Origin of the sequence: Belliella kenyensis (assembly GCF_022549675.1) — a bacterium.
In the GTDB taxonomy this organism is placed as follows: Bacteria; Bacteroidota; Bacteroidia; order Cytophagales; family Cyclobacteriaceae; genus Belliella; species Belliella kenyensis.
Genome location: NZ_JAKZGR010000002.1, coordinates 190,183 through 208,804, shown reverse-complemented (window position 1 = coordinate 208,804; position 18,622 = coordinate 190,183). Strand labels below are relative to the sequence as shown.

Here is an 18,622-nt window from a genome sequence, read left to right as displayed (position 1 = left end):
CTTGACTTAGTACATAATCTATTGCAAAAAGTTACAACATGGACTATAAAAGTAACTTTAAAAAAATAAGTCTTTGGTCAAAATATAGTTAAGCACAAAAAAAGCCAACTCTAAATTCGAGTTGGCTTTTTTTAATTTAGCTTTCTGATTAGAAACTATAACCTAAGGATACTTTGAATCCTCTGTTATAAATGTCAGCATTGGAGTTTTTGAATACAGGTGAAGTTCCATAATCGTAGCTACCTTGGATATTCAATCCTTTAGGAAGATTATAACCTACACCTACTACAAACCCAAGGTCTGTTTTGGTGATCTCGTCAGTGTTTAAGGAAAAAGAACTACCTCCAAAATTTGCTTCAAAAGTAGAAGATGTTAAGAATGATGCCTGAGGTCCAGCGAAAATATTAAGTCCATCTGTAACGTAAAGCCTTAATAGTAATGGGACATCTACATAGTTCAAGATGGCTCTTGGATCACCTACTGCGTCATACTGTGTACCTTTCACCGAGTAGTACACACCAGGCTCAAGAGCAATTCTTGAACCCAAAAACAAGTTGGAATAAATACCCCCATGAAATCCTACCCTGTTATCGTAGTCGTTATTAGGAGCATCAGAGCCTCCAAATGTAAAAAAGTTGGCACCACCTCTAATACCGAATCCACCGATAGCATCGTTCCTGTCATAATTCTGTGCATTGATTTCAAATGAAAAAAACGCTAGCACTGCGAATAATAAAATTGACTTTTTCATAATATATAATAGTTGGTTTTTTCCCACTTATAATCTAAGATCATGCCAAAAATATTACTAGAAAATCTAAAAAATAGTGGATAATAGCGAAAAACACTCAAGATCAACCACTTATTTTTTTATCTACATAACTAGAGTTCATGATTCCCAAAGCCCCCATATACTTCAATCCGAATTTTATGGTGTCGCCAACTTTATAATCTTTTGGGTTTAGTCCTAGATTTAAAATGATCATGTCAGAACTAGCACCTAGGATTTCAAATTCTCCATCTTCTGCCAAGAGGTACTTTGGGTCTACATCTAGTAATCCTATATCCAAAATAGCCCTAAAGGATGATTTTCCATATAGTGACTCATCTATAGAAAGTACCTCTCCCTGAGGGTTTGCAGCAAGCGACCCTGTAGGCAGCATGGGCTTCTCTTGCATTTCTATGATTTCGGCATACAGTTCAAATACATCTCCATGCATGCCTGGGATCACTTTCTCTTCAAACAAATCCACGCCAAAATAAAGCGTTTCGCCCACTCGAAAATGATTCACACCCTTTGGAAGCTGCTTGTGTAGCAATAGAGGTATCGTGACAGAAGTGCCAGCTGATACCCATGGGATCTTTTTATTAAACTTCAATTCTATGATCTGCTTATACAGCGAAAGCTGTATCAATTTATCGGCAGAAGGCATGACACCATTTAGGCAATTGAGGTTAGTTCCAAGTCCAATTATTTCTATGTTTGGCAATTCAAATATTTGAGCATAAAAGTCAACAAGGTGATCACCCATGACTCCTTCACGTAGATCTCCAGTCTCCACCATAATGATAATTTTATGCTTTTTACCTTGCTTCACAGATTCATCGCTTATCCATTGGATCGTAGTTAGCTCACTGTTTAGGCTCACATCCGCATACTTAACCATGCTTGGTATGTTACGCTTAGACACTGGTTTTATATATACAGTTTGTACATTCTCATCGATTTCTTTGACTTTTGCCAAATTACTGATCCTTGAATCATGAATTTCTTTGACCCCAAGATCTATAAGTTCCTTTAGGTAAGTTCTATTTCCGCAAAACAACTTGGAAACGACACCCCAAGAAATATCTTCTGCCGTAAAGGTGCTTTTAAGATATTCAAAATTCTCCTTAAGTTTCCCTCTATGCAGGTTCAAAAATGCCATTGTTTTTATATTTATTTACCACTTTGTGATGGTGATAATTCGTTCAAATTAGAAATTTTTAATATCGTGCTATTTATGTTAAAATCTATAAGCAATCGTACATTCTGAAACACAAGACTTTCGCAAATGCTAATGTAAAAAGACACCTATCTTTAAACTTATTCATAGACCTGCTAATCACTTCTTCAACCTCATTTCAAGGTACTTGTTAGTGAATCCCAGACTTTCATATAGTTTTTTGGCGGGATTATCGGGTTCTACATGAAGTGCTATATCACCATTTGCCATGTCTATAGCTGTTTTCATGAGTTTTTTACCTACCCCTTTGCCCCTTTGTGAAGCATCTACTGCTATATAGACTAGGATATTTTCAGGTATATATCCTGACATACCCGTTTTGTTTACCACCACTGCCCCAACGATTTGATCGTTTTCTCTTGCCAAAACTGCAAATCCTCCCTTGTCAACAGCCTGATCCAAAGCATAATCCAAACACTTCATAATATCTTTCACTGGATCACCATATTGCTCCAAATGAGCAAAAAGAAAATCTGCTACTTCTTTTTTCTGCAAATAAGTTGCATGGTCTATTGCTGATAGGGTTTCAATTTTAAGCATACTCTATTATTTTATTTTGATTGATTCAATTTTTGAACATTGTAAACAAGCAAATACATTGCTAAAGAAGCCGAAACTCCAAAAAAGTTTGGATCTAAGCCAAAAGGAAGACTCACTTCAAGTAAACTTAGAAAGGCTGTCACTGTACCTCCAATGATCATTGACCACAATGCTGCTTCTGGACTTTTCCTATTGGAAAAGAGCCCAAATAACACAGGAATAAGCAATCCTGACACCATGAAGGCATATGAATAAAGCATCAGATCTAGCACATTGGTCATTTGAAGAGCTACTAAAAGTGCTATGATTCCTAAAATTAAAGTGAATAGCTGAGCCCATCTCACTTGAGAATTTTGTGACAGGTCATTCATCCATTTGCCAAATATATCTGAATTTAGACTCCCTGATGCTGCCATCAGGCAGGAATCCGCTGTAGACAAAACAGCTGAAAAGTAAGCCGACATCATCAATCCCAAAATTCCTGAGGGTAAAATGGTTCTTAACAATACAGGCAAACCCATCTCAGGATCTAAAGCATCCACATCAATTATCAAAAGCCCTTGCTCAAATGCTACTCTGGATAACAAACCCAATGCTACTCCCATGAATGCCATAATTGGCCACTCGAACAAGCCTGCAATAAACCAAGCCTTCTTCGCCGATGCCACGTCTCTACTTGCAAATATCCGCTGATACAAAGTCATCCCAATAAACCAAACTGGTAAAATTGTGATACCCCAATTGGCCAAATCTTGCCAGGTAAGGTTACTTAAGCTAAAAAATTCAGCAGGCAAAGTATTTTTGATCACATCCCAACCTCCAACATGATAATAGGATACTGGTAAACCAATAAAGATAAAACCAAGCATCAATACAATCCACTGAACAGTATCTGTGTAAATCACCGCTTTCAAACCTCCTAATACAGTATAAACAACAGCTATCACACCCATAATCCAGAGCGCATGATTGACTGTAAGACCTTCGAAAGTTCCTGAAGCGAGTTTTGCACCAGCTAAGAGCTGCGATGATGTAAACCCCAGATAACCTATCAAACAAATCAATGCTGCAACTAGCCCTGCTCGACGATCAAATAAGTGCTGGATAATTTGTGGAAATGTATAAAAATTAGCAAATGCACGATCACTCTTAACCCTTGGTATCAAAAAAACAGCGGCTAACCATGCTCCTAACAGTCCTGTAAACAGCATCCAACTACCTGAAAGCCCCATTACAAACCCCAGTCCTCCCAGACCAACTGAAAAACCTCCACCTACATCAGTCGCTACGACAGACAAACCAATGTGCCAACTTCCAATATCTCTTCCTCCTACATAATAATCGTCTTGACTTTTATTGCGACGCATGAAGTAGTACCCTACCCCAAGCATCACCAACATGTACCCGACGAATATGCCGAGGTCTATGATATGCATCTATTTCCCTTTCTTCTTGAATGCGTAAAATTTTATCCAATATCCTAAAGTTACAAAATCTTAAGTCGGGCAAAAAGTATATCCCTATCTAAATGAGGTTTTAGCAGAATATTCAAAACCAGCCTTAATATAGTACCATCCAAAAAAAAGAGCTGGACTCGCCAGCTCATTCTTTCAAAACTCTTTGGTTTATTATCCATCTGCTCGAAAGTTTGTACTATCACAAACTTCAAGCTTGGATTATTTCTTTACTAACACAAATTCACAAACCAATGATCAATAATTAAACATTATCACTACTAGCAATCGCAGAGAAGTACTCTCTGTTCATCCTAGCAATATTAGTAATGCTAATACCTTTAGGACATTCAGCCTCACAAGCGCCAGTATTTGTACAAGCACCGAAGCCTTCAGCATCCATCTGTGCTACCATCTTCTCAGCTCTGATCTTTCTTTCTACCTGACCCTGAGGAAGCAAGGCTAGCTGTGAAATTTTAGCTGAGGTGAATAGCATTGCAGAAGCATTTTTACAAGCTGCGACACATGCTCCACACCCAATACACTGGGCTGCATCCATCGCCAAATCAGCAATTGATTTAGAAATTGGGATCTCGTTGGCATCAGGAACACCACCAGTATTCACAGATACATAACCTCCAGCTTGGATGATTCTATCAAAGGAAGACCTATCTACCACCAAGTCTTTCAATACTGGAAAAGACTTCGCTCTCCAAGGCTCGATCGTGATCACATCTCCATCTTTGAAGGAGCGCATGTGTAGCTGACAAGTCGTCGTCTGCTGTGGTCCATGTGGCTTGCCATCTATATACAATGAACACATCCCACAGATCCCTTCTCTACAATCATGATCAAAATGAACAGGATCCTCTCCTTTTTCAGATAATTCTTCGTTCAATACATCAAGCATTTCTAAGAATGACATGTCCTCAGAGATGTTTGATATCTTATATTCTTTAAGTGCACCTTTATCGGCGCTATTTTTCTGTCTCCAGATTTTCAAAGTTAAATTCATAGCTCTGATAATTTTAATGCTTTAGATTATTTGTAACTTCTTTGTGTCAACTTCACATTTTCAAAAACAAGCTCTTCTTTGTTCAAAGCTTCTTCTTGTCCTTCACCCTTGTACTCCCAAGCAGCTACATAAGCAAAGTTTTCATCATCTCTCAATGCTTCACCTTCAGGAGTTTGGTACTCTTCTCTAAAGTGACCTCCGCAAGACTCATTTCTGTGAAGTGCATCATCCACCATTAACTCACCCAATTCTATAAAATCGGATACCCTATTTGCTTTTTCTAAAGAAAGATTCAATTCATCGTTTCCACCAAGAACATTCACATTTGTCCAGAATTCCTTTTTAAGTTCTTTGATCATGGCTTTAGCTTTGGATAGACCTTCGGCGGTTCTTGCCATTCCACAGTATTCCCACATGATCTTCCCAAGCTTTTTGTGGAAATAATCTACTGTTTTCTCTCCCTTGATGCTCAATAGTTTTTGTAACCTTTGAGTCACTTCTTGCTCTGTCTTCTTGAAGTCAGGATGATCGGTAGAAATTCTTTCTGCTGAATTTTGTGCCAAATAATCACCAATAGTATAAGGAATCACAAAGTAGCCATCTGCCAAGCCTTGCATCAATGCAGAAGCTCCCAGCCTGTTTGCTCCGTGGTCAGAGAAATTAGCCTCTCCTAATGCATACAAACCTGGAATAGTCGTCATCAAGTTATAATCAACCCAAAGACCACCCATGGTATAGTGTACTGCTGGATAGATCATCATAGGGACCTCGTAAGGGTTATCTCCTGTGATTTGCATATACATATCGAACAGGTTGCCGTATTTTGCTTCGATTACATTTCTTCCATCTCTCTTGATGGCATCTCTGAAATCCAAGAAAACTGCCTCTCCTGTTTCATTTACACCTCTTCCTTCATCACACACATATTTGGCATTTCTAGAAGCTACATCTCGAGGGACAAGATTCCCGAATGAAGGATATTTCCTTTCCAAGTAATAATCCCTATCTTCTTCCTTAATGTCATTAGCGTTGATTTGCCCTTTTCTGAGCTTTTCAGCAATCTCTACAGTGGCTGGAACCCAAACTCTTCCATCATTTCTCAATGATTCTGACATCAAAGTCAATTTCGACTGATGATCTCCCGACACAGGAATACAAGTTGGGTGAATTTGTGTGAATGAAGGGTTGGAAAAGAATGCCCCTTTTCTGTGTGCTCTCCAAGCTGCCGTCACATTTGAACCCATTGCATTGGTAGATAAGAAAAATACATTTCCATAGCCACCAGTACAAAGAAGAACGGCATGTGCACTATGCGACTCGATTTTTCCTGTCACCAAATTTCTGGTCACTATACCTCGTGCTTTGCCATCGATCATTACCACATCCATCATTTCTGTTCTTGGATATAGCTTCACCTTTCCATTGGCTACTTGCCTACTCAAAGCTGAGTAAGCACCAAGCAAAAGCTGCTGACCTGTCTGACCTTTGGCATAAAAAGTTCTTGAAACTTGTGCTCCACCAAAAGATCTGTTTGCTAAAAGCCCCCCGTATTCTCTTGCGAAAGGTACACCTTGAGCGACACACTGATCTATAATATTTACAGATACCTCCGCAAGGCGATAAACATTAGCCTCCCTAGCTCTGTAATCTCCCCCTTTGATCGTATCATAAAAAAGCCTATATACTGAATCCCCATCATTTTGATAGTTTTTAGCAGCATTGATACCTCCTTGAGCAGCAATAGAGTGAGCCCTTCTAGGGCTATCTTGGAAACAAAATGCCTTTACATTGTATCCTAGCTCTGCTAGAGATGCCGCAGCAGAAGCTCCAGCAAGTCCTGTACCTACTACAATTACATCGTATTTTCTTTTATTCGCTGGATTCACCAGCTTAATATTGAATTTATGTTTGGTCCACTTTTCGGCTAATGGCCCTTGTGGTATTTTGGAATCAAGTATCATTGAATATTGATTTTAAATTCTTCTTAATTAACTAACGAACAGCTTACTGGTTTTGAAAAAACATCACCAATGGTATCAATGCAAATAAAGCAGGTATCAAGATCGAGAATCCTAATCCAACCTTTCTGATCAAAGGTGAATACTTGACGTGATTCAAACCCAAAGTCTGAAATGCACTTGCAAAACCGTGAGAAAGGTGAAACGCCAAGAAGCCCATACTCACTACATAGAATGCTACATAAAGGATGTTTGAATAGGCATTTGCCACGATTGCAAAGACATCTTTATATTCTTCTCCATCGTATGAAGCCATTGGGACTGAACCGAATTTTATCTCATAGTAGAACCCTTTGAGGTGAACGAGCAAAAATATCAGGATAATCGTCCCCAATATCCCCATGTTTCTCGAAGCCCAGGCAGAATTGGTAGAAGGTTTTGTAACTGCATAAGCCACTGGTCTAGATTGCTTGTTCCTTTTGGTAAGAATGATCGAATAGATCACGTGAATCAGGATAAAAGCAAAATTCCCAATAGACACCACCCTGATAAGCGGGTTGTTGGCCATATTGGCTGCATACTTATTGAATGATTCCCCTCCGTCAGGGAATAACAACTGGAGATTACCTGCTAAATGTACTACCAAGAATAGAATTAGAAATAATCCAGTGAGGGCCATCAAAACTTTCTGGCCCAATGTGCTACTTAAGGTCTTAGATACCCAGCTCATATGTTTTATTTAATTGTAAAATGTTTACAGTTTATACTTTGGGCTCAAATTTACATTTGGAAAGTTTAGCAAACAATCAAAGCCCAATGCTTTAAACTTATTTTAAAACGTTCTAAATAAACCACCAATTTTGAAGGGTTTTGAACGTTTTTGTTTGAATTAGTAACCAAGTGTCTAATTTTATTGTTTGATATTAGGTAATAAATTTCTACTCCCTTTAGTTATTTTCGTATATCTTGTAATGTTATAAGAAAGACATCCATGAAAATCAAATCTTTACTTTTATCCCTAATGGTCTTGATTGCTATAGCATATAGTCATCATGCATCTGCCACCCACATCCGAGCTGGGGAGATCATAGCCGAAAGGGTTTCTACCCAATCCTTGACCTACAGAATCACCGTAGTAGGTTACACAGATACACGTTCAAATGTCATATTTGGGCCTGGAAACATAAACTTTGGTGATGGAAGAGAAGTGGCACTCAACACAGAAAGTGACTTTATCTTAGTCGAACCATTGGGAAATCAGATCGAGAAGAATACATTCGTAATAACACATACTTATCAAGGACCTGGGGAATACATCATCAGATTCAAAGAATTCAATAGAAATGATAACACGCTGAATATGGATAATTCAGTAGAAACACCTTTCTACGTCGAAACTATGATTAGAATAGATCCATTCTTTGGAGTAAATAATTCACCGGTTTTGACAATACCGCCCGTGGACAATGGAGGAGTAAATATCAGATATATCCACAATCCTGGGGCATATGATCCGGATGGCGATAGCCTAGCCTACCGTATGGATATTCCAAAACAAGATTTTCAAAGAACAGTAAATGGTTATAGCAGCCCCGCATCATCAGCATTCAGCTTTCAAAGAGAGGATGGAACTACCCCTCCATTTTTAACGCTAGATCCACTTACTGGCGATTTGATTTGGGATGCTCCTGGTCTTGCTGGACAATATAATGTAGCCTTTAGGATAGAAGAATACAGGAAAATCAATGGAAGCTTTGTCCTCATTGGCTATGTGGTCAGAGATATGCAGATCATTATCGAAAACACGAACAACAGGAGACCCGAGTTGGTAATGCCAGAAGATATCTGCGTAGTAGCAGGCACCAATATTGAAGAGATTATTCAAGGATCTGACCCAGATGGAAATCCTATAAAAATAGAAATCTTTGGAGACCCAATAGAAATAACCTCTTCTCCAGCAAGTTACTCTCCAGAATCCACCTTTCAACCAAGCCCCGGAATAGTCAATTTTAATTGGCAAACGGTGTGTAGTCATGTGCGAGAAAGGCCTTATCAAGTTAGGGTAAGAATAACTGACCAGCCCAGCTCTGGTCCAGCATTAGTAGATATCAAAACTTGGAATATCACTGTAGTAGGACCTCCACCAGTCATCGATGATATCGTCCAAGAGCAAGGAAGATCAGTAGATATAAAATGGGATCCGTACTCCTGTGGGTCAACCGCCCAAACCATGCAAGTGTGGAGACGCTTAAACAGTGATCCTTATGAACCTGAATCATGCGAAACAGGCATTAGGGATGGTTATGTATTGGTAGGAACTACAGACATGAACACCTTCAATTTCCTCGATGACTACGAAGGAGAAGGCTTAGCACCTGGCAACACCTATTGTTACCGACTAGTTGCTACTTTTCCTACCCCACGATTGGGAGAAAGTATAGTCTCAGAAGAATTCTGCGTAACAATAGATGTAGACGTACCACTAATAACCAATGTGAGTGTAGAAAACACAAGCACTGACGATGGAGAAATTTTGGTGAGATGGACTCCTCCTTACGACATTGACCCAATACAGTTCCCTGGACCTTTTACTTACCAACTCATTAGAAGTACTGGATTTTCAGGTAATCAAAATAGGCAAACTATTATAACTACTTCGGACACTGTCTATACAGATACTGGACTGAATACAGAAAATCTAGTGTACAATTATAAAGTCTTGCTAAGAGAGAACAATACACTTATAGATAGTTCCAGTGTGGCTTCATCCGTGCGCCTAGAGCCTGTGATTATCAATGAGGCCATAGAATTGAATTGGTCATTTAATGTACCATGGAACAACGCTGTCTCTTCATTCAGACATGAAGTATATAGAAACAAAACTGATCCTGAGGCACAGGATGAGGAGAATTTCACCCTCATTGCTGAAGTCGATGTCACCAATGGTGGTTTTACCTTCTTAGACAATGGCAATCATAATGGCATCCCATTGAATAAAGAAATAGAATATTGCTATTACGTAGTCACCAAGGGTTCTTACAATATAGATCTACTGACCTATCCTTTAGAAAACAAAAGTCAGATCATATGTGCAAGACCAGACGATGATAGACTCCCATGTCCTCCAGTGTTAACTTTCGAGGGTCCAGATTGTACAGAATATCTTTCAGATAAAACCTGTGGATTTAATGTATTCGAACATGACTTGAGTTGGGAGGGAGATTTTAGCGGTGTATGTGATACGGAGTTGAGTTCATTCAGATTATACTTCAGTCCAGACGGAGAAGAAGGGGTTTTTACACTGATAGAAACTTATTCTGCCCTTACCAATTCGACAAGAATTACAAACTTACCTACCTATAAGGGCTGCTACTACCTCACAGCAGTAGATAGGTCTGGGAATGAAAGTGATCCAAGCAATATCGTCTGTGTGGACAATTGCCCTAATTACGAACTTCCAAATGCATTTACGCCAAATGGAGATGGAGCCAATGATACCTTTATGGCATTCGACAATCCATTTGCAAAATGTCCGAGATTTGTCAAAGCAGTGGAGATTTTTATTGTCAATCGATGGGGAGTAGAAGTATATACTTATAATAGTATGACCTCTACTGAGGCAAACATTTATATCAACTGGGATGGAAAAGACAAAAATGGGAAAGATCTTCCAGCAGGCACATATTTCTATAGTGCTGTGGTGAGGTTTGACACTTTTGATCCAAACTTGAGGGAGAGAAAAATGAAAGGAACCATTCAACTTATCAGATGAGAATACAAGACAAGTATCATATAGTATTATTCGATGGAGTCTGTAATCTTTGCAACGATGCTATAGATTTCATTATCCGAAACGATAAGAAAAATAGATTTAAAGTCGGTGCTTTGCAAGATGATAAGGTGAAGGAAATTTTAAAAAACTATCAAATTGACGAGTCGTATCTAGACTCTTTGATTTTGGTATCAGCTGATGAAGTGTATTACAGAAGCACAGCTGCACTGAAAATCGCAAAAAATCTTTCAGGATTGTGGCCGTTGTTATATGGTTTTATAATTTTGCCGAGATTTGTAAGAGATCCTCTATATGACTGGGTAGCAAAAAATAGATATAGATGGTTTGGGAAAAAAGAAACGTGTAGGTTGCCCACAGAAGAAGAAAAAGCAAAATTTATATAGAACATAAAATATAAACATGGACATCGCAAAAGTATTTGAGAATAACGCTACGTGGATAGAAAGTAAACTAGAAAAAGACCCAAATTATTTTAAGGAACTGGCAAAAGGTCAAAATCCTGACATTCTTTATATTGGGTGTTCAGACAGTAGGGTTAGTGCAGAAGACTTGATGGGTGTTCAGCCTGGGGAGGTTTTTGTACATCGAAACATCGCAAACATGGTCATCAGTATAGATTTAAATTCTATGTCTGTACTCAACTATGCCGTAGATAACCTAGGTGTAGATCATGTTGTAGTATGTGGTCATTATGAATGTGGTGGGGTAAAAGCTGCTATGAACGCCTCTGATCTAGGAATACTAAACCCTTGGCTTAGAAATATCCGAGATGTATATAGGCTTCATAAAAAAGAATTGAATGCAATCGAGGATGAATCTGCACGCTACAACAGGCTGGTAGAACTCAATGTACAAGAGCAGTGTGTCAATGTACTCAAAACAGCCGTCGTGCAAAAAGCAGTAAGGAAAAGAGGGCTTAAAGTACATGGATGGGTATTTGATGTAGCAGAAGGTAAGCTAATTGATCTCAAACTCGATCACGAAAAAATTCTAAAAGAAATCCGAGAAATTTACGATCTAGGTGTCTAAATCAAGAAACACCTTTTTAATTTAAAATAAATTTTATGACTAAAAGAGCATATGTTTTTCCAGGACAAGGAGCACAATTTTCTGGAATGGGAAAAGAGCTGTATGAATCAAACCCAAAAGCCAAAGCTTTATTTGATAAAGCAAATGAAATTTTAGGTTTCAGCATTACAGATATCATGTTCCATGGGAGTGATGAGGACTTGAAACAAACCAAAGTCACGCAACCAGCAATTTTCCTTCATTCTGTAATCCTAGCCAAAACAAATGAGCAATTCAAGCCTCACATGGTAGCAGGACATTCTTTGGGAGAGTTCTCGGCATTGGTGGCTAACGGAACCTTGGCATTCGAAGATGGTCTTAAACTTGTTTACCAACGCGCTTTGGCCATGCAAGAAGCATGTGAGATCAACCCTTCTGGGATGGCTGCGATCTTAGGTCTAGCTGATGAAAAAGTCGAAGAAATATGCGCAAGTATCAACGATGAAATCGTGGTAGCAGCTAATTACAACTGCCCAGGTCAATTGGTAATATCTGGCTCCAATAAAGGAATAGATATCGCCTGTGAAAAAATGAAAGAGGCAGGTGCCAAGAGAGCTCTACCACTCCCTGTAGGAGGAGCATTCCACTCCCCTTTGATGGAACCCGCCAGAGAGAAACTTCAATCTGCTATAGAGAATACCACTTTCAACCAACCCACTTGTCCTGTATACCAAAATGTAAGTACTACAGGTATCAGTGACGTGGATGAAATCAAGCAAAACCTGATTGCGCAACTCACAGCACCCGTGAAATGGACACAGTCTGTGCAACAAATGGTTGAAGACGGTGCAACCGAATTCATCGAATGTGGTCCCGGAAAAGTCCTCCAAGGATTAGTTAAAAAAATTCATAAAGAAGCGGAAGTTTCTAGCATCTAAATCAGCGAAAACCAATACTGATTACTCCAGGCTGCCTCTAGTTTAGTGGCAGCCTTGATTTTTTTTATACTTGATGTGGTGAGGGGTTAAAATATCCGTTGACTTGGGAAGCTGTTTTCAAAGAAGAAATACAAATCAATCATCCTAAGCGGATTGATAAGATTTTCAAGAAAGGGCTCTCTTATTACCTTGATCCAACTCCACCAGTCATCAGTAAGGAGTCAAGTATTTTTTTTCGGAAAGAAAAATTCGGAACAATTCTAAATCTTGCTTCAAAAAAAAATCGTCAGTCAGTTTGAAGACCTCAAGATTTCTCTTTCTGGATTGGCCAAACTATCTGACATCAATCTAGAAAGAAAACTTCCTGTGTTCCTCAGTTATGATAATCCTGTTTCGGTAGCAGACAAGGTTCCTGAACTATTAATGCCCCGCTTCAAAAAAGACCCAAAGAAATTTCTCAATGCCTTAATTGATAAATTTGCTCTATACAATATTTGGTTTTTGAATATGTAGAACATCCATCTTTAAAGGAAAAAACCAATTCACAATTCTTGGTCAGTTGAAACGATTAACCGATACAGCGTTCGAAGTTCAAAAGTCTAGATTTTTGGAATCAGCCGATGCAAAAATGATTATGCATAGTCAGCACATGGCTAAGGATTTTCCTGATGAAGAGGTTTTTATTGTGACAGAGGAGAGCAATTCAGAAAATGATCTGAAACTATTCAAAAAAATTCCTGCAATCTGTCAAATTTTAGACATCAAGATAATGAACCTTCCAGAACTCTCGGGTAAGTTTGCTGAATTGGATCTTGGGATAAACTTCAAAAAATAGATTTTTTAATATTCCTACTACTACTACTCCCCTTCCCTAATCTCTCGAACATCACATTGATCTTCACATGCTGACAGCATTTCTTTCATACTCATTTTCAAAACAGGGTGTATCCAGTCAGGTAAAATCTCCACAATTGGTACTAGTACAAACTTTCTTTCTTTCATGAATGGATGGGGGATAATGAGGTCTGGTTCATCGATGATGCTGTCACCATAGAATATGACATCAATATCCATTGTTCTATCCCCCCACTTTTCAACACGCTCTCTCCCCAAGCTTTTCTCAATACTCAAAGCTACATGAAGTACTTCTTGCGCACTCAAAGTGGTATATATAAGCAGAGCTTGATTGATAAAATCCATGGTAGATTTTTCACCCCATGCAGCAGTCTCATATAGGGAAGATTGTTTTTTTACCTCCCCAATTTCCTTTAGTATTTTCCTCTTAGCATCAGCTATCAATCTAAACCTATCCCCAAGGTTTCCTCCAATGAGCAAGACTACTTGATGCAAAGGATTTATTTCCTCTTGTAGTTTATCCATAAATAAAAATACAGTATTTTAGTAGCTTAAACATAATATGCATGAAATTTCTAGGGAATGTTTTAGCAGTAATCGTTGGCTTATTAGTCTTTACTGTATTGAGTTTTTTTATTTTAGTGGGGATCATAGCCATAGCATCTTCTTCGGATAGTGAAGTAAAAATCAAGGAAAAGACGGTCTTGGTGCTAGACCTCAATGGTAGAAGCATTGTAGAGAGAACAAATGATGATGACATTGACCTATCTTCATTTGGACCTTTCACTTCGGTATCTACAGTTGGGTTAACAAACTTAAAGACAGCCATCACTACTGCCAAAGAGCAAGATGATGTCAAAGGTATCTATTTGCGAACAGGGATGGTGTTCGCTGGTCAAGCCATGCTAGAAGAGTTGAGAAATGAGCTGATCGCATTCAAAGAATCAGGAAAGTTCATCATAGCATATGATGAAATCTATTCCGAGAGCGGATATTTCCTGAGCTCTGTCGCTGACGAAGTTTACCTCAATCCACAAGGAGGAATTGAATACAATGGCTTTTCAAGTGAGATCACTTTTTTCAAGGGACTTTTTGAAAAACTCGAGGTAGAGCCAGTTGTCTTTCGAGTTGGAGAGTTCAAAAGTGCTGTTGAGCCATTTTTGTTGGACAAAATGAGTGAAGAAAACAGGCTACAAACCACTGCATTTTTGAATGATCTGAATGACTTTGCCATCAGCAAAGTGGCAGATAGTCGAGGTATACCAGTCGATAGCCTGAAGGTAATCAATAGCAAAATGCTAGTTCGCAAAAACAAAGATGCTCTTGAACTAGGCTTAGTAGACGGTCTGTGGTACGAAGATCAGGTAAGAGATCTGATCAAAGAAAAACTGGAACTTGATGAAGATGATAAAATCAACACCATAAATGTCACTACAATCAATAAATCAGCAAAATCAAAAAACAAACTCTCTAAAAATAAAATTGCTGTGATCATCGCAGAAGGCGAAATCGTAAGCGGAAAATCTGAAGGTGTGATCGCTTCTGAATCCCTCGTACAAGAGATCAATAAAGCGAAAAATGATAAAGACATTAAAGCGATTGTACTTAGAATCAACTCCCCAGGAGGGTCAGCATTGGCATCGGAAGTTATCTGGAGAGCACTAAGTGAAGCAAAAAAAGAAAAACCAATCATTGCTTCCATGAGTGAAGTTGCTGCTTCGGGAGGCTATTACATCGCTGCACCTGCGGACACTATTTTTGCTCAACCAAATACAATCACTGGCTCTATCGGGATTTTTGGATTATGGTTCAATGCAGAAGGATTGCTAAAAAATAAACTAGGTATAACCACAGATGTGGTAAAAACTGGAGAGCTCTCTGATTTTCTAAGTGTCACAAGAAAGTTAACTGACTTAGAAAAATCAATCTATCAAGAATCGGTAAATGACGGATACGATACGTTTATCTCTAGAGTAGCAGAAGGGAGAAGCATGGAAAAAGAACAAGTACTTCAAGTAGCTAGTGGCAGAGTGTGGTCAGGAATCCAAGCCAAAGAAAACGGGCTGGTTGATCTACTCGGTGGACTGGAAGATGCTATTCAAGTGGCTGCTGCAAAAGCTGAAGTGGCTGACGACTTTAAAATAGTCTACTTACCTCAACAAAAAACATGGTTTGAAACACTCTTTTCTACGATTGGGAATGATGTCCAAGTAAAATACTTGAAAAACAAGTATGGAGACCTCTATCCTATTATACATCAATTGGATAAGCTACAAAAGTACGAAGGAACTTTGTACAGAACCCCATATGATCTGATCATCAAATAATAAAAAAGGGGAGTCAAAAGCTCCCCTTTTTTATTATCTCTCTTTATTCAAGTTTACCTACGAAATTACCATATGGTTAAGTTTGCAATAAAACCATCCAAGCTTCCGCTACCAAGCCTTGCTCTAACAATTCTTTGGCATGCTCTTGCAGGTAATATTGAAGACTTTCTGGATCATTTTGAAAACGCACTTTCATCTCTGCGATTTCAGGACGGTCACCATAATTTAAAATATCGAATTTGGAAGGCAAAGCTTCTACATTCCCTAACCTCCCAAGATTATTCCCCGTCAAAACATGGCTATTTTTGATAGCATCAGGAATCTGGTCTACGCCAATACCTTTGGTTCTGAGAGGCTTTGGAATCTCAAACAAAGCTGCGCCATTGGCCCTACAATACCAATTCCCTCCCATCCTGGACACTGCATCAAGCTTAAAAGGATCAATACTTCCCTTGGCATCTAGGACTTCCTCCTTGACTCTAGCAAGTAGCACTTCACAGATCACCAAATTGCCCGCTCCACCTTGATCTCCGAGCGAGATTATATCAGTCACTTTGCATTCAAATGCAACAGGAGCTTCTTTTACCCTTGGAGGGGTGACCAATAGTGAAGGTTCTTCTGTCAATCCAGATTTTTGAAACTCATTAACCCCTTTTTCATACTCAGTGGAGGATAAAGACATTTGCTCTACCATAGAAAAACTCACAATATTGATCACAACCTCCCTTACTGCCTCTACATTTTCTAGGGTATGCTTATTGGTATTGTCACGAACTCTTCTTGCCGGAGAGAATACCAAAATTGGTGGGTTTGCACTGAATACATTGAAATAGCTGAAAGGGCTCAAGTTTACTTGACCATCAGTGTCAATGGTACTAGCAAATGCAATTGGACGAGGAGCTACTGCACCTTGTAATATTGCTTGAAACTCTCCTGCCGTTGCATTTTTTGGGTCTATAATCATCATGTCTTCATCTATTAAACCTGCTTAAAGCCAGTTTCCAAAAACTTCTAAAGAAGTTCGACTTTTCTCAAGTAACCTAAATACAATTATATAATAAACTTATACACCGATTGTCTATTTGGTAATGGCTTCTAAAATATCATGTTTGGTAATGATATGAATCTGATGATGATCATCCCTTACCAATACTGCTTTTTCCTTGTCCACCATAGAGGACAATACATCCAAAGTACTATCCAAAGCCACAAATTTCATAGAATCTTCCATTACCTCAGATACAGGTGCATCTTTCAGCTCTGGGTTCTCAATGATTTTGCTTAACAACTTATTATCTGTCAAGCATCCTACCACATGGCCATCTTCCATTACGGGTATTTGTGACACACTTGTCTTGTTCATCAAGGCAATGGCATCTTTGATTTTATCTGACTTCTGCGTAACGACAAGTTGATAACTGCCATTTCTAGATGATAATATATCTCTAGCAGTACCGAAGGTTTTGTTTTCCAGGAAACCATGATTTCTCATCCAATCATCATTATATACCTTTCCCAAATACCTTGTACCATGATCTGGCAAAATAATCACCATAGTATCTCCTTCTTTCAAGTGTTCTTTGGCATACTCCAATGCACCATGTACAGCAGAACCACAAGACCAACCCACAAAAAGTCCTTCTTCTCTAGAAAGCCTTCTGGTCATCACAGCAGAATCTTTGTCCGTAACTTTTACAAAATGATCAATCATATCAAAGTCCACATTTTTAGGCAAAATGTCTTCTCCAATTCCCTCTGTCAAATAAGGATAGATTTCGTTTTCATCAAACACGCCTGTTTCTTTGTATTTCTTGAACACAGATCCATAAGTATCTATCCCTACAGTGATGATATCAGGATTCTGTTCTTTTAGATACCTGGCTGTACCACACATCGACCCCCCAGTACCTACTCCTGCTGCATAATGGGTGATTTTCCCTTCTGTATCCTTCCAGATTTCAGGACCTGTGGTTTCATAATGCGCCTTCCAATTTGACAAGTTGTCGTACTGATTTGGATAAAATGAATTAGGTATATCTTGATTGAGCTTTTTAGCCACAGAATAATACGACCTTGGATCTTCAGGAGACACGTTGGTAGGACATACAATTACCTCAGCCCCCACAGCCTTTAAAATATCTATTTTCTCTTTAGATTGCTTATCAGCCATGGTAAAGATACACTTATACCCTTTGGCAATGGCCGCAAGGGCTAATCCCATCCCTGTATTACCACTAGTGCCCTCGATGATTGTTCCCCCTGGCTTCAATATTCCTTCCTTCTCTGCATCTTCTACCATCTTGATCGCCATCCTATCTTTCATAGAATTCCCCGGATTGAAATATTCTACCTTCACTAAGATATCTCCTTTGATACCTTTGTTCAGATTGTTCAGTCTGATAAGAGGTGTATTACCTATTGTCTCTATTATTGAATTGTAAATCATAAGATCGCTATTGCTAATTTCAGGGCAAGTTACAAATAATTTTAAAGTAGAAAGGAAGGTGTTGAGTTTTTAGAGGACAGGATTCCGATAGATCATGCATCTAAACCCTTTAGCATAAGCCTGAATCAGAAGAAATAAATAAGAATTTAAAATAATTCCCGATCTTTATTTTTAGGATAAAGCATTCAATTAATACAAAATACTTCAAAACTAAAAAAGTCTTTAAATTTTGTATATTTATATCAAGAAGCCATGGCAAATGAAATGCATTATTCACATTAA

17 protein-coding genes are annotated in these 18,622 nt (G+C 38.7%); 7 read left to right on the top strand and 10 right to left on the bottom strand.

Annotation, left to right across the window (positions count from 1 at the left end; translation table 11 throughout):
• Positions 1-148: 148 nt before the first annotated feature.
• The 7 genes from MM214_RS02515 to MM214_RS02485 all read right to left on the bottom strand — a co-directional run bounded on the left by MM214_RS02515 (position 149) and on the right by MM214_RS02485 (position 7,703).
• Positions 149-751 carry a porin family protein gene (locus tag MM214_RS02515; RefSeq protein ID WP_241291642.1) on the bottom strand — a complete coding sequence of 201 codons (603 nt, stop codon included), beginning with the start codon at positions 749-751 and terminating at the stop codon, positions 149-151.
• A gap of 103 nt (positions 752-854) precedes the next feature.
• Positions 855-1,928 carry an alanine racemase gene (locus tag MM214_RS02510; RefSeq protein ID WP_241291639.1) on the bottom strand — a complete coding sequence of 358 codons (1,074 nt, stop codon included), beginning with the start codon at positions 1,926-1,928 and terminating at the stop codon, positions 855-857.
• A gap of 177 nt (positions 1,929-2,105) precedes the next feature.
• Positions 2,106-2,546 carry a GNAT family N-acetyltransferase gene (locus tag MM214_RS02505; protein WP_241291637.1) on the bottom strand — a complete coding sequence of 147 codons (441 nt, stop codon included), beginning with the start codon at positions 2,544-2,546 and terminating at the stop codon, positions 2,106-2,108.
• A gap of 11 nt (positions 2,547-2,557) precedes the next feature.
• Positions 2,558-3,982 (bottom strand): sodium:solute symporter family protein, encoded by a 1,425-nt coding sequence (locus MM214_RS02500; RefSeq protein WP_241291635.1) that lies wholly within the window; start codon positions 3,980-3,982, stop codon positions 2,558-2,560.
• Positions 3,983-4,265: 283 nt separating this feature from the next.
• Complete coding sequence (locus MM214_RS02495; protein ID WP_241291633.1) at positions 4,266-5,015, bottom strand: succinate dehydrogenase/fumarate reductase iron-sulfur subunit; 750 nt, start codon at positions 5,013-5,015, stop codon at positions 4,266-4,268.
• A gap of 26 nt (positions 5,016-5,041) precedes the next feature.
• Complete coding sequence (locus MM214_RS02490; RefSeq protein ID WP_241291631.1) at positions 5,042-6,976, bottom strand: fumarate reductase/succinate dehydrogenase flavoprotein subunit; 1,935 nt, start codon at positions 6,974-6,976, stop codon at positions 5,042-5,044.
• 43 nt (positions 6,977-7,019) lie between these two features.
• Positions 7,020-7,703, bottom strand: coding sequence for a succinate dehydrogenase cytochrome b subunit (locus tag MM214_RS02485; protein ID WP_241291628.1), 684 nt, complete (start codon positions 7,701-7,703; stop codon positions 7,020-7,022).
• Between the two features lie 261 nt (positions 7,704-7,964).
• Here MM214_RS02485 and MM214_RS02480 point away from each other — a divergent pair, with 261 nt between their 5' ends.
• The 6 genes from MM214_RS02480 to MM214_RS02455 all read left to right on the top strand — a co-directional run bounded on the left by MM214_RS02480 (position 7,965) and on the right by MM214_RS02455 (position 13,547).
• Positions 7,965-10,745 (top strand): T9SS type B sorting domain-containing protein, encoded by a 2,781-nt coding sequence (locus MM214_RS02480; RefSeq protein ID WP_241291626.1) that lies wholly within the window; start codon positions 7,965-7,967, stop codon positions 10,743-10,745.
• A complete protein-coding gene (locus tag MM214_RS02475; protein ID WP_241291625.1) occupies positions 10,742-11,149 on the top strand; it encodes a thiol-disulfide oxidoreductase DCC family protein in 408 nt (135 codons plus the stop codon). Before MM214_RS02480 ends, MM214_RS02475 begins: the two co-directional genes overlap by 4 nt.
• Before the next feature lie 16 nt (positions 11,150-11,165).
• Positions 11,166-11,795: a carbonic anhydrase gene (locus tag MM214_RS02470; protein ID WP_241291622.1), complete on the top strand. Its 630-nt coding sequence runs from the start codon at positions 11,166-11,168 to the stop codon at positions 11,793-11,795.
• Between the two features lie 35 nt (positions 11,796-11,830).
• Positions 11,831-12,712 carry an ACP S-malonyltransferase gene (gene fabD, locus MM214_RS02465; protein WP_241291620.1) on the top strand — a complete coding sequence of 294 codons (882 nt, stop codon included), beginning with the start codon at positions 11,831-11,833 and terminating at the stop codon, positions 12,710-12,712.
• Between the two features lie 267 nt (positions 12,713-12,979).
• Positions 12,980-13,225: a hypothetical protein gene (locus tag MM214_RS02460; protein ID WP_241291618.1), complete on the top strand. Its 246-nt coding sequence runs from the start codon at positions 12,980-12,982 to the stop codon at positions 13,223-13,225.
• Between the two features lie 46 nt (positions 13,226-13,271).
• Positions 13,272-13,547, top strand: a complete 276-nt coding sequence (locus tag MM214_RS02455) for a DUF4411 family protein (RefSeq protein ID WP_241291617.1) — start codon at positions 13,272-13,274, stop codon at positions 13,545-13,547.
• Positions 13,548-13,570: 23 nt separating this feature from the next.
• On the opposite strand, the gene folK is transcribed toward MM214_RS02455, so the two are convergent.
• Positions 13,571-14,092, bottom strand: a complete 522-nt coding sequence (folK, locus tag MM214_RS02450; protein WP_241291616.1) for a 2-amino-4-hydroxy-6-hydroxymethyldihydropteridine diphosphokinase — start codon at positions 14,090-14,092, stop codon at positions 13,571-13,573.
• 41 nt (positions 14,093-14,133) lie between these two features.
• Between folK and sppA the strand changes: the two genes are divergently transcribed.
• Positions 14,134-15,894: a signal peptide peptidase SppA gene (sppA, locus tag MM214_RS02445; protein WP_241291614.1), complete on the top strand. Its 1,761-nt coding sequence runs from the start codon at positions 14,134-14,136 to the stop codon at positions 15,892-15,894.
• Between the two features lie 76 nt (positions 15,895-15,970).
• Here the strand turns inward: sppA and MM214_RS02440 are convergent, their stop codons facing one another.
• A complete protein-coding gene (locus MM214_RS02440) occupies positions 15,971-16,861 on the bottom strand; it encodes a flavin reductase family protein (RefSeq protein WP_376856799.1) in 891 nt (296 codons plus the stop codon).
• Positions 16,862-16,972: 111 nt separating this feature from the next.
• The gene (locus MM214_RS02435) at positions 16,973-18,340 is read right to left on the bottom strand and encodes a pyridoxal-phosphate dependent enzyme (protein ID WP_241291612.1); all 1,368 of its coding nucleotides are present in this window, start codon (positions 18,338-18,340) and stop codon (positions 16,973-16,975) included.
• Between the last annotated feature and the right edge of the window lie 282 nt (positions 18,341-18,622).

Coding starts and splice junctions, on each gene's coding strand:
- MM214_RS02440 (WP_376856799.1), bottom strand. CDS start 16,861: ATGATGATTATAGACCCAAAAAATGCAACGGCAGGAGAGTTTCAAGCA.
- MM214_RS02475 (WP_241291625.1), top strand. CDS start 10,742: ATGAGAATACAAGACAAGTATCATATAGTATTATTCGATGGAGTCTGT.
- MM214_RS02500 (WP_241291635.1), bottom strand. CDS start 3,982: ATGCATATCATAGACCTCGGCATATTCGTCGGGTACATGTTGGTGATG.
- MM214_RS02480 (WP_241291626.1), top strand. CDS start 7,965: ATGAAAATCAAATCTTTACTTTTATCCCTAATGGTCTTGATTGCTATA.
- MM214_RS02470 (WP_241291622.1), top strand. CDS start 11,166: ATGGACATCGCAAAAGTATTTGAGAATAACGCTACGTGGATAGAAAGT.
- MM214_RS02435 (WP_241291612.1), bottom strand. CDS start 18,340: ATGATTTACAATTCAATAATAGAGACAATAGGTAATACACCTCTTATC.
- fabD (WP_241291620.1), top strand. CDS start 11,831: ATGACTAAAAGAGCATATGTTTTTCCAGGACAAGGAGCACAATTTTCT.
- MM214_RS02515 (WP_241291642.1), bottom strand. CDS start 751: ATGAAAAAGTCAATTTTATTATTCGCAGTGCTAGCGTTTTTTTCATTT.
- MM214_RS02505 (WP_241291637.1), bottom strand. CDS start 2,546: ATGCTTAAAATTGAAACCCTATCAGCAATAGACCATGCAACTTATTTG.
- MM214_RS02510 (WP_241291639.1), bottom strand. CDS start 1,928: ATGGCATTTTTGAACCTGCATAGAGGGAAACTTAAGGAGAATTTTGAA.
- MM214_RS02490 (WP_241291631.1), bottom strand. CDS start 6,976: ATGATACTTGATTCCAAAATACCACAAGGGCCATTAGCCGAAAAGTGG.
- MM214_RS02495 (WP_241291633.1), bottom strand. CDS start 5,015: ATGAATTTAACTTTGAAAATCTGGAGACAGAAAAATAGCGCCGATAAA.
- folK (WP_241291616.1), bottom strand. CDS start 14,092: ATGGATAAACTACAAGAGGAAATAAATCCTTTGCATCAAGTAGTCTTG.
- MM214_RS02485 (WP_241291628.1), bottom strand. CDS start 7,703: ATGAGCTGGGTATCTAAGACCTTAAGTAGCACATTGGGCCAGAAAGTT.
- sppA (WP_241291614.1), top strand. CDS start 14,134: ATGAAATTTCTAGGGAATGTTTTAGCAGTAATCGTTGGCTTATTAGTC.